The sequence below is a fragment of the Alistipes sp. DJF_B185 genome (assembly GCF_964250025.1).
In the GTDB taxonomy this organism is placed as follows: Bacteria; Bacteroidota; Bacteroidia; order Bacteroidales; family Rikenellaceae; genus Alistipes; species Alistipes finegoldii.
Genome location: NZ_CAXUDY010000007.1, coordinates 105,992 through 122,031 on the forward strand (window position 1 = coordinate 105,992; position 16,040 = coordinate 122,031).

At 61.0% G+C, this 16,040-nt stretch carries 18 protein-coding genes; 11 read left to right on the forward strand and 7 right to left on the reverse strand.

The genetic code is table 11. The features are described 5' to 3' along the window. The first annotated feature begins 160 nt into the window (after positions 1-160). Both ACESTR_RS10720 and ACESTR_RS10725 read left to right on the forward strand, forming a co-directional pair. Positions 161-895 carry a copper homeostasis protein CutC gene (locus ACESTR_RS10720; RefSeq protein WP_217729593.1) on the forward strand — a complete coding sequence of 245 codons (735 nt, stop codon included), beginning with the start codon at positions 161-163 and terminating at the stop codon, positions 893-895. Next, complete coding sequence (locus tag ACESTR_RS10725; protein WP_009598907.1) at positions 892-2,079, forward strand: transglutaminase-like domain-containing protein; 1,188 nt, start codon at positions 892-894, stop codon at positions 2,077-2,079. The genes ACESTR_RS10720 and ACESTR_RS10725 overlap by 4 nt, the downstream gene beginning before the upstream one ends. A 176-nt stretch (positions 2,080-2,255) precedes the next feature. On the opposite strand, the gene ACESTR_RS10730 is transcribed toward ACESTR_RS10725, so the two are convergent. Then, positions 2,256-2,909 carry a GNAT family N-acetyltransferase gene (locus ACESTR_RS10730; protein ID WP_373179286.1) on the reverse strand — a complete coding sequence of 218 codons (654 nt, stop codon included), beginning with the start codon at positions 2,907-2,909 and terminating at the stop codon, positions 2,256-2,258. A gap of 1 nt (position 2,910) precedes the next feature. Beyond that, a complete protein-coding gene (locus ACESTR_RS10735; RefSeq protein WP_278713849.1) occupies positions 2,911-3,819 on the reverse strand; it encodes a 4Fe-4S dicluster domain-containing protein in 909 nt (302 codons plus the stop codon). 131 nt (positions 3,820-3,950) lie between these two features. Here ACESTR_RS10735 and ACESTR_RS10740 point away from each other — a divergent pair, with 131 nt between their 5' ends. The 3 genes from ACESTR_RS10740 to ACESTR_RS10750 all read left to right on the forward strand — a co-directional run bounded on the left by ACESTR_RS10740 (position 3,951) and on the right by ACESTR_RS10750 (position 5,881). Continuing rightward, complete coding sequence (locus ACESTR_RS10740; protein ID WP_217729596.1) at positions 3,951-4,637, forward strand: nitroreductase family protein; 687 nt, start codon at positions 3,951-3,953, stop codon at positions 4,635-4,637. Between the two features lie 177 nt (positions 4,638-4,814). Further along, on the forward strand, positions 4,815-5,642 hold the full coding sequence (locus tag ACESTR_RS10745) for an acyltransferase (protein ID WP_262894562.1): 828 nt from the start codon (positions 4,815-4,817) through the stop codon (positions 5,640-5,642). Beyond that, positions 5,615-5,881: an acyltransferase family protein gene (locus tag ACESTR_RS10750; RefSeq protein WP_022044196.1), complete on the forward strand. Its 267-nt coding sequence runs from the start codon at positions 5,615-5,617 to the stop codon at positions 5,879-5,881. Before ACESTR_RS10745 ends, ACESTR_RS10750 begins: the two co-directional genes overlap by 28 nt. Here the strand turns inward: ACESTR_RS10750 and ACESTR_RS10755 are convergent, their stop codons facing one another. Next, entirely contained in the window at positions 5,882-6,439 is a 558-nt protein-coding gene (locus ACESTR_RS10755) for an NUDIX hydrolase (protein WP_022044195.1), read from the reverse strand. Positions 6,440-6,513: 74 nt separating this feature from the next. On the opposite strand from ACESTR_RS10755, the gene ACESTR_RS10760 reads away from it, so the two are divergent. Further along, complete coding sequence (locus tag ACESTR_RS10760) at positions 6,514-7,800, forward strand: serine dehydratase subunit alpha family protein (RefSeq protein WP_009598814.1); 1,287 nt, start codon at positions 6,514-6,516, stop codon at positions 7,798-7,800. An 11-nt stretch (positions 7,801-7,811) separates the two neighbouring features. Then, positions 7,812-9,089 carry a histidine-type phosphatase gene (locus tag ACESTR_RS10765; RefSeq protein ID WP_195559583.1) on the forward strand — a complete coding sequence of 426 codons (1,278 nt, stop codon included), beginning with the start codon at positions 7,812-7,814 and terminating at the stop codon, positions 9,087-9,089. 324 nt (positions 9,090-9,413) lie between these two features. On the opposite strand, the gene ACESTR_RS10770 is transcribed toward ACESTR_RS10765, so the two are convergent. The 4 genes from ACESTR_RS10770 to pepE form a co-directional block, all read right to left on the reverse strand. Beyond that, positions 9,414-10,640 (reverse strand): 3-deoxy-D-manno-octulosonic acid transferase, encoded by a 1,227-nt coding sequence (locus ACESTR_RS10770; RefSeq protein WP_244076410.1) that lies wholly within the window; start codon positions 10,638-10,640, stop codon positions 9,414-9,416. Positions 10,641-10,777: 137 nt separating this feature from the next. Further along, complete coding sequence (locus ACESTR_RS10775; protein WP_022044192.1) at positions 10,778-11,143, reverse strand: YraN family protein; 366 nt, start codon at positions 11,141-11,143, stop codon at positions 10,778-10,780. Positions 11,144-11,148: 5 nt separating this feature from the next. Then, positions 11,149-11,991: a prephenate dehydrogenase gene (locus ACESTR_RS10780; protein WP_302269654.1), complete on the reverse strand. Its 843-nt coding sequence runs from the start codon at positions 11,989-11,991 to the stop codon at positions 11,149-11,151. 53 nt (positions 11,992-12,044) lie between these two features. After that, a complete protein-coding gene (gene pepE / locus ACESTR_RS10785) occupies positions 12,045-12,746 on the reverse strand; it encodes a dipeptidase PepE (protein WP_302269656.1) in 702 nt (233 codons plus the stop codon). A 178-nt stretch (positions 12,747-12,924) separates the two neighbouring features. Between pepE and ACESTR_RS10790 the strand changes: the two genes are divergently transcribed. The 4 genes from ACESTR_RS10790 (at position 12,925) to ACESTR_RS10805 (ending at position 15,973) form a co-directional block, all read left to right on the forward strand. Then, positions 12,925-13,161: an acyl carrier protein gene (locus tag ACESTR_RS10790; RefSeq protein ID WP_014774459.1), complete on the forward strand. Its 237-nt coding sequence runs from the start codon at positions 12,925-12,927 to the stop codon at positions 13,159-13,161. Positions 13,162-13,202: 41 nt separating this feature from the next. After that, entirely contained in the window at positions 13,203-14,450 is a 1,248-nt protein-coding gene (fabF, locus tag ACESTR_RS10795) for a beta-ketoacyl-ACP synthase II (protein WP_009598902.1), read from the forward strand. Between the two features lie 95 nt (positions 14,451-14,545). Next, positions 14,546-15,244, forward strand: coding sequence for a ribonuclease III (rnc, locus tag ACESTR_RS10800; RefSeq protein ID WP_009598778.1), 699 nt, complete (start codon positions 14,546-14,548; stop codon positions 15,242-15,244). Between the two features lie 93 nt (positions 15,245-15,337). Next, a complete protein-coding gene (locus ACESTR_RS10805) occupies positions 15,338-15,973 on the forward strand; it encodes a RadC family protein (RefSeq protein ID WP_278713843.1) in 636 nt (211 codons plus the stop codon). The last annotated feature ends 67 nt before the right edge of the window (positions 15,974-16,040 follow it).

Sequence of the window (16,040 nt, forward strand, 5' to 3'; positions counted from 1 at the left end):
CGTGCGTTCGGCTTTGCGGCGTGCGGCCGAACCGTCGGCTCTCCGGCTGGGGCGATGTTTTTTTGCCGTAACGTATGAACGGTCCCGTTCCGTTTTTTTGCAACTGTTCTGCGGTGCTCCGGGACTTGCATTTCCGTCGCCGTTTTTTTATCTTTGCCGTATGACGACCGAACTTTGTGCCTATTCCATTGAAGCGTGCGAGACCGCCCGCCGTGCGGGTGTCGCGCGCGTCGAACTCTGCGCCTCGCCCTACGAGGGCGGCACGACCCCTTCGGCCGCGGCCATCCGTATGGTGCGCCGCATCGAAGGCTTGCAGCTCAGTGTGATGATCCGTCCCCGCGGCGGGGATTTCCTCTATGACGACGCCGAATTCCGGCAGATGCTCGAAGAGGTGCGCTTCGCCCGCGAATGCGGCGCCGACGGCGTGGTCTTCGGCTTGCTGACGCCCGACGGACGGGTCGATACGGCGCGTACGGCGGCCCTCGTGGCCGAAGCCGGGCCGATGCAGACCACCTTCCACCGGGCGTTCGACATGACGTGCGACCTTTCCGATGCGCTGGAGGAGGTCGTCCGCACCGGATGCACCCGCATCCTGACCTCCGGCGGCCGTAATACGGCGTCCGAAGGCATCGGCGACCTCCGCGCGCTCGTCGTGCGGGCTGCGGGCCGCATCGAGATCATGGCCGGCAGCGGCGTGAATCCGTCGAACGTGCGGCAACTGGCCGCGACGGGTGTCGATGCCCTCCATTTCAGCGCGCGCGGCATGCGGCCGAGCGGCATGGCATACCGCAATCCGCAGATTTCGATGGGCGGCTGTCCCGGCGTGCCGGAGTACGCTTCGCCCTGTGCCGACGAACGGACCATCCGACAAATCCTGAACGAATTAAACCGATGAAACGCATTTTCCTCCTGCTTCTGGGACTTTCCCTCTGCGCCTGCGGCCGTTACGGCTGCGGTGTTCCCGCCGAATACGAACCCCTGCTCGACGCTGCGCTGGCCGACTGTCCGCGCGCCGACAGCCTGCGGCAGCTGCTGCGCGAGACTCCGCGTGACCGGCGCGCGGGGATGGCTTTCCTTGTAGCCTATATGCCGCAGGGCGACCGCGATACGATGCGGCTCGACCTGCTGCGCGAGAATGTCGAGTATGCCTACCGCGCACGCGCCGAGTATCCGTGGACGCGCGCGCTGCCCGATTCGGTCTTCCTGAACGACGTGCTTCCCTATGCCGTCGTGGACGAGGTGCGCGACAGCTGGCGGCCCGACTTTTACGCCCGCTTCGCCCGCCGTGCGGCCGGAGCCGCGGACGTCCGCGCCGCCATCGACTCGATCAACCGGCATATTGCCGCCGATGTCGCCGTAGAATACAACACCGCCCGCGAAAAGACCAACCAGAGTCCCTCCGAGTCGATGCGTCAGCATATGGCCTCCTGCACGGGCCTTTCGGTCCTGCTGGTCGATGCCCTGCGCGCCGCGGGCATTCCCGCGCGCTTCGCCGGAACTCCCGCATGGCACGACGATCGGGGCAACCACAGCTGGGTCGAGGTGTGGATCGACGGCCGCTGGCATTTCACGGAGTATTATTTTCCGGGAAGACTCGATTACGCATGGTTTTTCGCCGATGCGGGACAGGCGTCGCCCGACGACCGGGCGCACGGCATTTTCGCCGTTTCGTTCCGGCCCGCGGGCGACTGGTTTCCGATGGTGTGGAGCGAGGATTCGCGCGAGGTCCACGGCGTGAACGTCACGCAGCGTTACCGCGACCTCTATGCCGCCTATGCCGATGACCTCGCCGAGCGGGGGCGGCATGCGACCGTGACCTTCATGATGTACGACAAGGCGGCGCATGCCGGGCGTTCCGATGCCCGCGTGGCGGCCAACGTCGATGTTTTCTGCGGTTCGGAGCAGATGGGCGGCGGCCGTACGGCGGGTCCCCGGCAGGACATGAACGACGCCCTGCGCTTCCTGCTTGAAAAGGGAAGAACCTATACCTTCCGTTATGAAAACTCCCGCGGCGAAGCGGCGCAGGTGACCGCCGAAGTGGGCGATGCTCCGCTGACCGTTACCGGCTATATGGAATAGCGGCCGGAAGCGGGGCGTGTGCCGAGGCCGGGCGCCAACCGATATGTTTCCAACACAACAAGACGGCAGAGATTTTCGCTCTGCCGTCTTGTTATTATACCCGGTGTTTCCGCGTAAGCCTCCTTCGGCTGCTGCGTTTAGGCCCGCATCCGCTGGTTACTACCCGCCGGCTCCGGTTATTTTCCTCCGTCCCCGGTTGGCTCTGATTCGAAATCGACATCGACCCGGTCGGTCTGCAGGTTCGGGATCGGCACGATCCGCTGCGGCGTTTCGCCCAGCGACAGATGGAGGATAGGGTAGGGCCTGCCCGACGGATCGGTCGCGTCGCGCCCCGTGACGCGGAATCCCAGCCGGGCGTAAAATCCCGCCGCCTGCGCGTTCTGCTCGTTGACATCGACCTGCCTTATGCCGCGTTCGCGGACGAGATATTCCACCAGCTGCCGGCCCACTCCTTTGCCGCGCGCTTTGGGCGCGACGAAGAGCATTTCGAGCATATCGCCGTCGATACCTGCGAACGCGGCGAATCCCCCGAACATCCCGTTCTCGTCCAAGCCCTCCGGTCGGCGGGATTCTCCTGTCTTGCCGGATGTCCGGGACTCGTGCCGGTTCTCCTGTCCTGCGGATGTTCCGGTTTCAGGCGCTTTGCTGTCCGGCTTCCGGATGACGTATAATTCTACACCCCGGAGCGCTTCCTGCCGGACCATTTGCCGGAAAAACGCAATATCCTCCGGCGCGAGAAAGTCGTGCGTCGCCCGCACCGAGGCTTCCCAGAGGTCGGTCAGGGCGTTCAGCTTGCCTGCCGACGGGGTTTTCAGTCGTTCGATTGTCATATTACATAAGCGTTACGGGCGGTTTCCGCCGGGCGAAGTTGCGCGACAGAACGGCAGCGAAAGGCGTTTCGAACGTGCGTGCGCCGAACGCGCAGCCTTTGACGCATGCACAGCAGCGGATGCAGCGCGCCGGGTCGGTGTGCAGTTCGTCGCCGCGCGCGATCGCCTGCGTGGGACAGAGTGCGACACAGCGGCCGCATTGGGTGCACCGTGCGGCGTCGCCCGCGGGGAGCAGTGCGACCGGATTGCGTTTCTGCCGCCTGCGGTACCCCAGCACGAAACGGATGAACCGCAGTTTTGACAACAGCGGCGTATGCGGCTCGCGGAGTTTTGCGGCGTCGATCGGGCCGGTCTCTCCGTGCGCAAGCTTTTGGCCGATGCGCGCTCCGAAAGCGGCCGCTTCGGCGAGGTCCTGCGTATCGGGACGTCCTTCGGCGATCGGCGTGCCGGGCGTGCTGTACGAGTGTTCGCCCACGAAAGCCCCGGCCGCCACGGGAACGAATCCCCGCTCGGCGACGAACGCCGCCAGTTGTGCGACCGCCGTTCCGAAAGCCCGGTTGCCGTAGACCGCCAGCACTACGGCCGGCGTTCCCTCGCCGCGAATCTCCCGCAGTCTTTCCAATGCCGCAGGCGCCACGCGTCCCCCGTAAACCGGCACGGCAAATACCGCCGCCGCATCGGCCGACAGGGTGACGGATTTTCCGGCCGCATGCGTCAGGTCGATTGTCGTGAACGCCTTTGCCGCGCTGCCTGCGACGGCATTTGTACCGGCGTCCGCTCCGGCCGCCGTATTTGCCGCCGCATTGCTGCTTCCGTCGTGCCGGGCCGCTCCCTGCGCAACTGCCGCGGCGATTTTTCTCGAAGTTCCCGTCGGTGAAAAGACGACGGTGTAGACTGCTGTCGGATTCATAGGCTCCATGTTGTGTGTTGCACAAAGGTACGAAAAATCGTTTGTCCGCAGGTATCCGGCAGCGGAATTGCATTCCTGATTTTGGAAAATATTTTTTATATTTGCATGTAAACCTCTAAATCTCAGAAACGATGACTGTGAAGATTATTACCTGTGCGGCTCTGCTGCTCGCGGCATGCGGCGGCGCGCAGCCGGCCAAGGAGGAGACCAAGGCCCCCGAAACCAGAACCGAAGTGAAGCACGGCGCGGAGATCGCCCTTCTCAAACCCGATTCCAAGGCGGGCATGACCGTAAACGAAGCGCTTGAAAACCGCCGTTCATGGCGTGAATACGCTCCTGAGGCGCTTTCGCTCGAAGAGCTTTCGGGCGTCATGTGGGCCGCAGGGGGCGTCAACCGTCCTGCCGACGGCCGTCTGACGGCTCCTTCGGCGCTGGCGCTCTATCCGGTCCGCGTCTATGCCTTTTTCGCCGAAGGTGTCTACAGCTATGACGCCAAGGCGCGGAAACTCGTGCGCGTCGCCGAAGGCGACCTGCGCAGGTTGGCCGGCGCGCAGGATTTCGTCTATGCCGCACCGCTGAATCTGGTCTATATCGCCGATATGTCGGTCTACGAAGGAAAGAGTATTCCGGCCGAACATGTCCGCTACCTCTGCGGGCAGGATGCCGCCGGATATGCCGAGAATGTGAACCTCTATACGGCAGGTCACGGGCTGAAGTCGATCACGCGCGGCAGCGCCCCCGAAGCCGAACTGCTCAAGGCACTCGGTCTCGACCCTAAGCGCTATTTCATGGCGCTGGCGCAGACGGTCGGCAAATAGGCCGGGCGGCGAAACCCGAATCGGAGGAGCGGCTTTGACCGCTCCTTTTTTATCTCCGTGGGACCGGGACAGCCGGTCTTTGCCGGAGAAGAGTTTTTTTACCGGATGGAGTGTCGGGCTGCGGATTCCCGGTTTTTTTGTTACCTTTGTTTGCGAAATCAAAACCGCCTGACTTTTATGACGAAACTTCAATCCCGAAACCACGGTCTCGACCTGTTGCGTGTGCTGGCCTGTTACATGGTGCTTCAGGTGCACGCCGGAGAATTCTACTATATTGCCGACGGCGGTTTGGTCGCCGCGGGCGGCGAGCCTGTCTGGGCCTGCTGGCTCAACTCGTTGTGCCGCACCGCCGTGCCGCTATTCGTCATGTTGTCGGGATTTTTCCTGCTTCCGGTGCGGGAGCGCACGCGCGACTTTTTCGCCCGGCGTTTCGTGCGCGTTGTGGTGCCGTTTCTGGTGTGGTGCGTGCTCTACGCAATCTACCAGTTCCTGACGGGACGGACCGATGCCGCCGGAGCGTTGCTCGGCGTCTGCCGCATCCCGGTCAATTTCGGCGTCGAGATCGGACACCTCTGGTTCGTCTACATGCTGCTGGGACTCTACCTGTTCGCCCCGGTTGTCTCGCCGTGGATCGAGACGGCTTCGCGCCGCGCTATGGAGGGTTATCTCGCGCTTTGGGCCTTCACTCTGTGCATCCCCTATGTGCACCTCGTTTTCCCGGAGCTGCTCGGCGAATGTTTCTGGAACGACACGCCGATGCTCTACTACTTTTCGGGATTCCTCGGCTACATGGTGCTGGCCGCCTACCTGCGCCGCTACCACGCCGCGCCGCGCGCATGGCATAAGTGGGGCGTGGCGCTGCTGGTCGTCGCGGGTATTTCGCGACGGCATGGATTTTCGACGCACGGCTGGCGACGCAGCGGCTCGTCGCGGACCTCGAACTTTCGTGGGGCTTCGGGACGATCAACGTGGCCGCGATGTCGGTCGGGCTGTTCCTGCTGCTGAAAGACGTCAGGCCGGGGGCGGGCCGCTTTGCGGGCGTCGTTACCGACATTTCGAGACTCAGCTACGGCATCTACCTGATACACATCATGCTGCTCAACTTCTTCCACGGCTGGCTCGATCCGCTGATCGTTTCGGCCGGGATCAAGATCCCCGTGCTGGCGCTCTGCACCTTCGTCTCGTCCTATGCGGTCGTAAAGCTGATTTCGCTGCTGCCCGGCAGCAAATACGTCGTAGGGTAACTACAACCCGTATTCCGCGGCGTAACGCCATAGCGGCGCGGCCATCAGCGCCTGCCGGATGCCGCCGCCCGTGAGCAGTTCGCGCACCTCGGCGGCCGTGAACAGATGCACGCGGATATCCTCCGTGGCGTCGAGATGCTGGGCGCCGAGCCGCTCCACGCCCGTCGCCAAGTAGCAGTACGTCAGGTTGCTCTGTGTGGCGGGATTCGGGGCCACGACCAGCAGTTCGCGCCATTCGCCGCCGCCGTAACCGGTCTCCTCGGCCAGTTCGCGCTGCGCCGCGGCCAGCATCGACGCATCGTCCGGCTCGGCCACGCCCGCCGGGATTTCGTAATTCGTTTCGCCCAGCCCGTGACGGTACTGGTCGATGAATACGAATTTACCCTCTTTGGTTATGGCGATCACGTTCACCCAGTCGGGGTACTCGAAGACGTAATAGTCGGGTATGCTGCGCCCGTCGGGCAGTTCGATGCGCTCGTGGCGTACGGTGAACCACGGTTTGCGGGCGAGGTACTCGCTCTTCACGACTTTCCATGCGCGGCTTTTCGGATTTTCCATATCGGCGTCTGTTTTGATGCCGCAAAAATAGCGAAAAATTCGTATCTTTGTATGATCTCTAAAAACGAGCCAATATGTTTTCCCCGAACGAACGAGCGAAAATCATCGCCCTTATCAACCGCGAAGTTGTGCCCGCCATCGGCTGTACCGAACCGATCGCCGTGGCTTTGTGTACGGCGCGCGCCGCCGAACTGCTCGACACGCAGCCCGAAAAGATCGAGGTGCGCCTGAGCGCCAATATCCTCAAGAATGCGATGGGCGTGGGCATTCCCGGCACGGGAATGATCGGCCTGCCGATCGCCGTGGCGCTGGGTGCGCTGGTCGGCCGTTCGGAATACCGATTGGAGGTCCTGCGCGACGTGACGCCCGAAGCCGTCGGGCGGGGCGCCCGTTATATCGACGAAAAGCGCGTCTGCATCTCGCTGAAGGAGGATATCGCCGAAAAACTCTATATCGAGGTCGAAGCCTCGGCCGGAGAACGCCGCGCCGTGGCGGTGATCGCGGGCGGACATACCGCCTTCGTCTATCTCGAACGCGACGGCGAGGTACTGCTCGACAAACGCACGGCATCCGTCGCCGAAGAGGAGGCGGGCGAGGTGCCCCTGACCCTGCGCCGCGTCTGGGATTTCGCCATGACGGCGCCGCTCGATGAACTGCGCTTCATCCTCGAAACCCGCCGCGTGAACAAAGCCGCCGCCGAGCGGGCCTTCGCCGGGGAGTTCGGGCACTGCGTCGGCCGCACGCTGCGCTGCGAGCGGGAGCGGCGGGTGATGGGCGACAGCATCTTCTCGCGCATCCTCTCCTACACCTCCGCGGCCTGCGACGCCCGCATGGCCGGGGCTATGATCCCCGTGATGAGCAATTCGGGCAGCGGCAATCAGGGCATCGCCGCGACGCTCCCCGTGGTGGTCTATGCCGACGAAACCGCGGCCGACGAGGAACATACGATCCGTGCGCTGGTGCTGAGCCACCTCACGGTGATCTATATCAAACAGAGTCTCGGCCGTCTGTCTGCCTTGTGCGGCTGCGTCGTGGCGGCGACGGGATCGAGCTGCGGCATCACCTACCTGATGGGCGGCGCCTACGAGCAGGTCGCCGCGGCGGTCAAGAACATGATCGCCAACCTCACCGGCATGATCTGCGACGGTGCCAAGCCCAGTTGTTCGATGAAACTCACGAGCGGCGTCTCGACTGCCGTGCTCTCGGCCATGATGGCGATGGACGGTCACTGCGTGACGCCCGTCGAGGGAATTATCGAGGAGGACGTCGACAAGTGCATCCGCAACCTGACGGCCATCGGCCGCGACGGCATGAACGAGACCGACCGGCTCGTGCTGGGAATTATGACACATAAATGTTAAAATACCGACCAATGAACAGACTTGCATTGAAACTGAGGTTCTGCGCGGCGTTCCTGCTGCTCGGCTTGTGGGGAGCGGACGCCCAGACAGCCCGCGAACAGATTGCGGCCGTTCCCGAACGCGCGGGCGGAATCTACCATTCATACGAATACCGGCCCGCTGCGGCGGCTCCGGTGCCCGACGGGTACACGCCGTTCTACATCAGCCATTACGGCCGTCACGGCAGCCGCTGGCATGCCTCCGAAAGTGTCTATGCCGGGCCACTGAAAATCCTGCGCAAAGCCGCCGAAGCCGGTGCGCTGACGCCGCTGGGTCGTGATGTGCTGGGCCGCGTCGAGATCATCGCGGCCGACGCCGACAAACGTTACGGCGACCTTTCGCCGCGCGGGGTCGCCGAACACCGGGGCATCGCCGAGCGCATGTACAAGGCTTATCCTGAAGTTTTCTCTACGGCCGACGGCCGCGAATGCCGTATCGAGAGCCGCTCGACCCTCGTGCCGCGCTGCATTCTGAGCATGGCGGCTTTCAACGAGCGGCTCAAGGAGCTGAATCCCGCGATCCGGACCACGCGTGAGTCGAGCGCGCGCTACATGCCCTATATGGGCAACAACAAGGGACTCGACGCCCAGCGCGACCGGACCCTGAAAACGGCCGACAGCGTGCGCGCCGCGCGCCTGATTCCCGACCGGCTGATGAAGTCGCTTTTCTCCGATCCCGAATTCGTCAAACGCGAGGTCAAAAAGCCCCGCAAACTGATGGAGCAGCTGCTTTTGCAGGCCGCGATCATGCAGGACGTCGATTATCTGGGCATTTCGCTGTACGACCTTTTCACCGGGGAGGAGATATATGCCGCATGGGAGGACGAGAACTTCCGCCGTTATGTGATGTTCGGTCCTTCGAAGCGTTTCGGCGATCCGATCATCGCCGATGCCAAACCCCTGCTGCGCAACATCGTCGAGACCGCCGAAGAGGTGATCGGCGGCGGAAAGGAGCTGGCTGCGTCGCTGCGCTTCGGTCACGACGTGAACGTCATCCCGCTGTTGGCGCTGTTGGGCGTCGAGGGCGCTTCGGCCCGCGTTTCGACGCCCGAAGAGGCCGCCGAAGTGTGGCAGGTGCACCGCGTTTCGCCCATGGCGGCCAACGTGCAGTTCGTCTTCTTCCGCAACCCTGCGGGCGACGTTCTGGTGCGCATCCTGCACAACGAGCGCGATGCCGGACTGCCCCTCGGCGGCGGTCCCTATTACCGCTGGGAAACCTTCCGGGATTACTGCAAATCGCTGTACGAATAACGCCCGGCTTGCCGCCGGCCGGAGCGGCGTCAACGAAAATGCGCGGACTTTGCAAGAGTCCGCGCATTTTATTTTGTTGTTCACCTGCTTGGGGGCTGACTTTTCACGGCCTAACCCGTTTTTCTTGGTTCTGTCCGCAGGTGTTCCCTGCCGCTCCGGCTTTCGCGTATGGCGGCAGGGCTTTGTCCTTGTCGTTTCGGTTACCCGATTTCTTTTTCGGGGGAATTTATCCGGGTGGGGATTTTTTCCGGGAGACTTTCTGCCCCCCCTCGGAGACTTTCCGGGAGACTTTTTTCGGACTTTTCCGGGCCGGGACCGTTCCGCTTAATTGAAAATCGTTCTGACGATGATACCCGTCGCGCCCTGATGCCGTGTGGTGTAGTCCTTGGCGATGCGGCTGGTTTTCTGGAGGAACTCCTCGTTGTCGCGCAGCGGAACGAACCACGCCCGCAGTTCGTCGTAATCATTGATCGACCGGGCCGCGCCGAGCGTCACCAGATCGCGCGCCTCCTTGAATTTCTGGTAATTGGGACCGAACGCCACCGGAAGTCCAAACGTCGCGGCCTCCAGCGTGTTGTGGATGCCCACGCCGAATCCGCCGCCGATGTAGCTCCACGTCGCATAGCTGTATACCGACGACAGAATGCCGACCGTGTCGAGGATCAGCAGCTGTTTCGGACCGTAGTTCGTGTGCGGGGTGCACTGGGTATAGCGCAGCGTGCCGCCTTTGGTCTCGGCCGCAAGACGTGCCATGCGGCTTTCGTCCATTTCGTGCGGCGCGACGATGAATTTGATGTCGGGATTGTCGTTTATCAGGCGGATCAGCAGCTCCTCGTCAGGACCCCACGTCGAGCCGGCCACGAAGACCCGCTTGTCGCCCTTGAACCGCTCGATCACGTCGATGTGCTTGGCGGCTTTGGCGATCTCGGCGACACGGTCGAAGCGCGTGTCGCCCGCTACGATCACGTTGTCGAAGCCCAGCCCCGCCAGCAGTCTCTTCGACTCCTCGTTCTGTACGAACATCACGTCGAACGACTCCAGCGCCTGCCGCCACATGCCGCCGTAGGGGCGGAAGAAGATCGAGTTGCGGCGGAAGATGGCCGAGACGATATAGGTGCGCACCTTGCGGCGGCGCAGTTCGTAGAGCAGGTTGAGCCAGAATTCGTATTTCACGAAGACGGCGATTTCGGGATGCGCCGCGTCGAGGAACCGGCGCGCGTTGCGCGGCGTGTCGATCGGCAGGTAGAAGATGTAATCCACGCCCTGATAGTTCTTGCGGATCTCGTAACCCGAAGGCGAGAAGAACGTGAGCAGGATTTTGTATTCGGGATGCTCCTTGCGGATGCGTTCGATGATGGGCCGTCCCTGTTCGAATTCGCCGAGCGAAGCCACGTGTATCCAGACGATACGGGCCGCGGGGTCGATGGTTTCGGCCATCCGTTTATAGAGGTCCTTGCGGCCGTTGATCCATAGCCGGGCCTTCGGATGCCTTGGGGCGACTAACCGGATGATCCAGACGTAGCATGTCAGGCCGAAATTATATAACCACATCGGTATTTACGGTTTGCGGTGTTGAAGTATTTTACGGTTTATCTGTTGCCGGACAAACCGGCTTCGTTTCGGGCTTTGGTCCGGAACATTGGTTTTTCAGTCCGACAAAGGTAGTATAATTTGTCGGAAATGCAAAATTACCAATTGTATTCCATGGCCTGCGGAATCAGGCGCACCTCCGTCTCTCCGCCGGGCATTACCTCCACGGCGATCAGGTCGAACTGCGCTTCGCGCTCCTCGCCCGTGCAGGCCATGTAACGCAGTGCGGCCCGTGTCAGCGCCCGGAATTTCTGCGGCGTTACGGCCGCTTCGGGCGGCGTGAGTCCGTCCGCACGTCGGGTCTTGACCTCCACGAAGTGCACGAAATCCCCTTTGCGGGCTACGATGTCCAGCTCGTAACGGCCGCTCCGCCAGTTGAGCGCGCAAATTTCGTACCCCGCGCGCCGGAGAAACTCCGCCGCCGCGCGTTCGCCCATGCGCCCCGTCTCGGCCGTCGTGCCCATTGCGGTCAGTGGATGATGCGCTGGATCGAATTGGCCTTGCCGAAAGCGCTGGTCAGCCCCTCGGCGTCGTCGCGTTCGATCATCCTGCGCATGATCTGCAATTGGTGGATATGCTCGCGCAGGACGTCCAGCACGTTGTATTTGTTGCGCAGCAGGATCGGCACCCATGTCGCGGCGGCGCTCTTGGCCAGCCGCACGGTGCTCTCGAAACCGCCTCCCGCAAGGTCGAAGATGTGCCGCTCCTCGCGCTCTTTTTCGAGCACCGTGAGCGCCAGCGCGAACGAGGTCACGTGGGAGATGTGCGACACGTAAGCCGCATGCAGGTCGTGTTCCTCGGCTCCCATGTAGACTACGGGGACGTCCAGCGCGCGGAAGATGCGCTCGACGGCCGCCAGTGCGTCGGCGTCGCTGCGCTCCGCTTCGCACAGTACGGCGTTGCGGCCCGTGAAGGCCCCGTGCTGCGCGGCCCGAGGCCCGCTGTACTCGGTGCCCCACATCGGATGCGCCGCCACGAAACGGCCGCGCCGCGCGTGCATCGAGATCACCTCGCACAGCTCGGCCTTGATCGACCCCATGTCCATCACCACCTGCCTGTCAGTCACATGGTTGAGCGCTTTTACGGCCATCAGCGGAATCGTGTCGACGGGGGTCGCCAGCACCACGAGATCAGCCTGCGGAACACCCTCTTCGAGCGTCACGATGCGGTCGGCCAGACCGAGACGCAGGGCTTCGGCGGCGTTTTCGTCCGACTTCTCGACGCCTAATATTTCGTCCGCTATTCCGCGGTCGCGCAATGCGAGGGCAAAGGAGCCTCCGATGAGTCCCAGACCCGCGATCAGAATTTTCATACCTATATATAATATATTCATTTACCGCCCGCAGCGCACTCCGGGCGGGGAAATCAGAGCAGGAACGACAGGTCGCCGCCCGGTTCGATTTCGAAAGTTTCCGTGCCTTTGCGGAACATGCGCATCGGGCGTTTTCCGATCAGTTCCAGTTTGCCCTCCTCGTAGCGGAGCATGCAGCCTTCGCGCAGTCCGGCCACCCAGCGGCGCGGGTTGGCTTCGATGTATTCGAGTATGCGCTGTTCGCGCGTCTCGCCCGCATGTCCTTCGGGATTGGCGTCGAGGTAGTGGGGGTTGATCTGGAATTTCACGGCGCCGATGGCCCTGAACGATTCGGGTTCCACGATGGGCATGTCGTTTGTTGTGCAGATGGTCGGACAGGCGACGTTGCTGCCTGCGGACCACCCTACATAGGGCGTTCCGGCTTTGATTTTACGCAGAATGGCCCTCATAAGCCCCTGCTCCTGCATCTTTTTTGCCAGTGCGAAGGTGTTGCCCCCGCCCACGCACACGGCTTCGGCCTCGCGGATCATGCGCGCCGGATCCTTGGCGCGGTGGACCGAACGCACGCGGATGCCCAGCTCCGAGAAGCGCGCCTGCACCTTCTTTTCGTACTCGGCGTACGAGAAAGTCACGGCGGCGTAGGGAACGAAGACTATTTCGCGCACGCCCTGAAGAAACCGGCCTATTTCCGGCAGCGGATAACGGAGATATTCCTCCCCGGCATTGGTCGAATTAGAGATCAGAAGCAGTTTCATAAGAATATGGTTTTGAATCGGTTAATTGTGAAAATGTGCTAAATGTCGAAAAAGTTGTGAATAAAAAAAAGGTTCGTTTTGTCAAAAGTAATAAAAAAAGTGTTACTTTTGCGCAAAATTACCCCGGAAATAAGAAAGAACTATTTCCAAATAATTGTTTAACTAAAAAATTAAAATTATGTCAGAAGTTCAATCAAAAGTTGTCGAAATCATTGTCGACAAACTGGGTGTTAAGGAGTCGGAGGTAGTGCCCGAAGCAAGCTTTACCAACCACTTGGGCGCAGACTCGCTCGACACCGTGGAGCTGATCATGGAATTCGAGAAGGCTTTCGATATCCAGATTCCGGACGAGGACGCTGAGAAGATCGCTACCGTAGGTGACGCGATCAACTATATCGAGGAGCACAAGAAATAATTTTACCAAAGGTTTTCACAGCCTCTTATAGCCTTAAATTTATGACAGAAAGAAGAGTAGTTGTTACGGGCATCGGTACGATCAACCCGCTCGGTAATAATATTGAAGAGTATTTTTCGAATTTGGAGAAGGGAGTCAGCGGTGCCGCACCGATTACTCATTTCGATGCTGAAAAGTTTAAGACGAAGTTTGCTTGTGAAGTAAAGAATTACGATTCGAGCCTCTATTTCGACCGTAAGGAAGTACGCAAGTACGACCTTTTTACACAGTACGCTCTGATCGCGGCCACGCAGGCCGTCGAGGATTCGGGTCTCGATCTGGAGACCGTGGACAAGGAGCAGGTGGGCGTAATATGGAGTTCGGGCATCGGAGGAATCAAATCTTTCTTCGATGAGTGTCTGGGCTGGGCCGCAGGGGATGGAACCCCGCGGTTTAGCCCGTTCTTTATTCCTCGCATGATCTCCGACATCGCGGCCGGTTTCATCTCCATGAAGTACGGCTTCATGGGGCCGAACTACTGCACGGTGTCGGCCTGCGCATCTTCGAACCACGGCATGATGGACGCCATGAACGCCATCCGTTACGGCAAGGCCGACGTGATGGTGACGGGCGGTTCGGAAGCTGCGGTCAACGAGCCGAGTGTCGGCGGTTTCAACTCCATGCAGGCGCTTTCCACGCGCAACGACGATCCCACGCACGCTTCGCGTCCTTTCGACAAGGACCGCGACGGATTCGTGATCGGCGAAGGCGCCGGCGCCCTGATTTTCGAGGAGTACGAGCATGCCAAGGCGCGCGGTGCGAGGATTTACTGCGAAGTCGTCGGCAGCGGCTGTTCGGCCGACGCCTACCACTTCACGGCTCCCCATCCCGAAGGAAAGGGCGCCATGAAGTCGATGCGCGACGCCATCAAGGACGCCGGCATCAAACCCGAAGATATTGACTACGTGAACGTTCACGGCACTTCGACTCCCGCGGGCGACATCCCCGAACTGAAGGCAGTCGCCGGCGTGCTGGGCGATCACGTCTACAACATCAATATCTCTTCCACCAAGTCGATGACGGGACACCTGCTGGGTGCCGCCGGAGCCGCCGAGGCGCTGGCCTGCATCTTCGCCATTACGCACGGCGTGGTTCCCCCGACCATCAACTGCGAGAATCTCGATCCGGAGATCGACCCGAACCTGAACCTGACGCTGAACAAGGCGCAGAAGCGCGACGTGAAATGCGCGTTGAGCAATACGTTCGGTTTCGGCGGTCACAACTCCTCGATCATTTTCCGTAAACTCTAACGTTCTAAACCGTCCGGGCCGTGTTTGATTTCATACTGCGCCCCCTTAGAAGGAACTTCGGGCGGGATAAGGCGTATTACAGAATTATCGATGACATGTTCGGGTTCATCCCGAACAACATCGAGCTTTACAAGCTGGCTTTGATTCACAAGTCAGCTTCTTTGGTTTTGGAGGACGGCCGCGCTATCAACAACGAGCGGCTCGAATTTCTGGGCGACGCCGTCATCGAGGCGGTCACCTCCGACTACCTTTTTATCGAGTATCCCGACCGGGACGAGGGTTTCCTTACGCAGCTGCGGTCGAAAATCGTCTCCCGCCAGTCGCTCAACGTGCTGGCCGTGAATATCGGGCTGGATCGTCACGTCATTTCGAACGGCAGCACCAGCGTCACGCAGAAACATATCTACGGCGACGCTTTCGAGGCCATGATCGGCGCGGTCTACCTCGATCAGGGCTATGAATTCGTGAACCGGCTGCTCATCAACCGGATTTATTTCAGACACCTGAGTCTCGACGAGCTGACCGAATCGGAGACCGACTTCAAGAGCCGGCTGATCGAGTGGTGCCAGAAAAACCGCCATAAGATCGCTTTCCGCACCGGTTACGACAAGGAGTATTCGGCGAACCATCCGGTTTTCTACTCCACGGTGCTGGTCGACGGCATGGAGGTCGGCCACGGGTCCGGCGATTCGAAGAAGGAGGCCGAGCAGCATGCGGCTTTTTCGGTGGCGCAGTACATGAGCGACGAGCAGTGCGCCACGCTGCTGGACCGGGTGGACAGGCTGACACAATAACTTTTGGTTATTTCCCGTGCGGCTGTATTGCGTGCGGTCTCTGCCGGAGGCCGCCGGACGCATGGCGGGATAACTTCCCTATAACATTTCTGAATGAAGACGATAGCCGATAAGATGGCGGTGCGTGGCGTCGATGCGCTGACCGACCGGGAATTGCTCTCCCTGCTTACCGAGGATGAACAGAGCGCCGAAGCGCTGCTTGCCGCTTACGGCGGATCGCTTGCGCGTATCGGCTCGGAGGAGGCCGCCCGTCTGAGGATGATCGGCGGGCTGGGACTCCGGCGCGCCCGCATGCTGCTCGCCGCGGCCGAACTCGGCCGCCGCATCACCGCTGCGCGCGCCGCCGAAACCGACGTCATCTCGTCGAGCGATGACGTGGTGCGGCTCTTCCGCTCGCAACTCGAAACGCTCTCGCATGAAGAGTGCTGGGCCGTTTACCTCACCTCTTCGAACCGGATCATCGAACGCCAGCGGGTAAGTCAGGGCGGCGTGCAGGGCACGGTCGTCGATCACCGGCTGATTATCAAACGGGCTTTGGAACTGCTTGCCACACAGCTTATCCTGATTCACAACCACCCTTCCGGCGCCGCCGAAGCCAGTCCGCAGGACAAGGTGCTGACCGAACGGATCGCGCAGGCGGCCGCGTTGTTCGACATCCGGCTGCTGGATCATATCATCATCGCCCGCGAAGGAGATTTCTCGTTCCTGCGCGAGGGGCTGATTTCGTGACGCATTATTTGTCTCTTCCGATACTGCCGCACAGCGCTATTATGGCGACGGCAATGAGCGCAATCAG

What these genes read in the sequence shown, in the direction of transcription:
- ACESTR_RS10740 (WP_217729596.1), top strand. Translation starts at nt 3,951, where the DNA reads ATGACTGTGAAGATTATTACCTGTGCGGCTCTGCTGCTCGCGGCATGC.
- ACESTR_RS10735 (WP_278713849.1), bottom strand. Translation starts at nt 3,819, where the DNA reads ATGAATCCGACAGCAGTCTACACCGTCGTCTTTTCACCGACGGGAACT.
- fabF (WP_009598902.1), top strand. Translation starts at nt 13,203, where the DNA reads ATGACAGAAAGAAGAGTAGTTGTTACGGGCATCGGTACGATCAACCCG.
- ACESTR_RS10770 (WP_244076410.1), bottom strand. Translation starts at nt 10,640, where the DNA reads ATGTGGTTATATAATTTCGGCCTGACATGCTACGTCTGGATCATCCGG.
- ACESTR_RS10730 (WP_373179286.1), bottom strand. Translation starts at nt 2,909, where the DNA reads ATGACAATCGAACGACTGAAAACCCCGTCGGCAGGCAAGCTGAACGCC.
- ACESTR_RS10780 (WP_302269654.1), bottom strand. Translation starts at nt 11,991, where the DNA reads ATGAAAATTCTGATCGCGGGTCTGGGACTCATCGGAGGCTCCTTTGCC.
- ACESTR_RS10790 (WP_014774459.1), top strand. Translation starts at nt 12,925, where the DNA reads ATGTCAGAAGTTCAATCAAAAGTTGTCGAAATCATTGTCGACAAACTG.
- pepE (WP_302269656.1), bottom strand. Translation starts at nt 12,746, where the DNA reads ATGAAACTGCTTCTGATCTCTAATTCGACCAATGCCGGGGAGGAATAT.
- rnc (WP_009598778.1), top strand. Translation starts at nt 14,546, where the DNA reads ATGTTCGGGTTCATCCCGAACAACATCGAGCTTTACAAGCTGGCTTTG.
- ACESTR_RS10750 (WP_022044196.1), top strand. Translation starts at nt 5,615, where the DNA reads ATGTCGGTCGGGCTGTTCCTGCTGCTGAAAGACGTCAGGCCGGGGGCG.
- ACESTR_RS10805 (WP_278713843.1), top strand. Translation starts at nt 15,338, where the DNA reads ATGAAGACGATAGCCGATAAGATGGCGGTGCGTGGCGTCGATGCGCTG.
- ACESTR_RS10775 (WP_022044192.1), bottom strand. Translation starts at nt 11,143, where the DNA reads ATGGGCACGACGGCCGAGACGGGGCGCATGGGCGAACGCGCGGCGGCG.
- ACESTR_RS10760 (WP_009598814.1), top strand. Translation starts at nt 6,514, where the DNA reads ATGTTTTCCCCGAACGAACGAGCGAAAATCATCGCCCTTATCAACCGC.
- ACESTR_RS10765 (WP_195559583.1), top strand. Translation starts at nt 7,812, where the DNA reads ATGAACAGACTTGCATTGAAACTGAGGTTCTGCGCGGCGTTCCTGCTG.
- ACESTR_RS10725 (WP_009598907.1), top strand. Translation starts at nt 892, where the DNA reads ATGAAACGCATTTTCCTCCTGCTTCTGGGACTTTCCCTCTGCGCCTGC.
- ACESTR_RS10755 (WP_022044195.1), bottom strand. Translation starts at nt 6,439, where the DNA reads ATGGAAAATCCGAAAAGCCGCGCATGGAAAGTCGTGAAGAGCGAGTAC.
- ACESTR_RS10720 (WP_217729593.1), top strand. Translation starts at nt 161, where the DNA reads ATGACGACCGAACTTTGTGCCTATTCCATTGAAGCGTGCGAGACCGCC.
- ACESTR_RS10745 (WP_262894562.1), top strand. Translation starts at nt 4,815, where the DNA reads ATGACGAAACTTCAATCCCGAAACCACGGTCTCGACCTGTTGCGTGTG.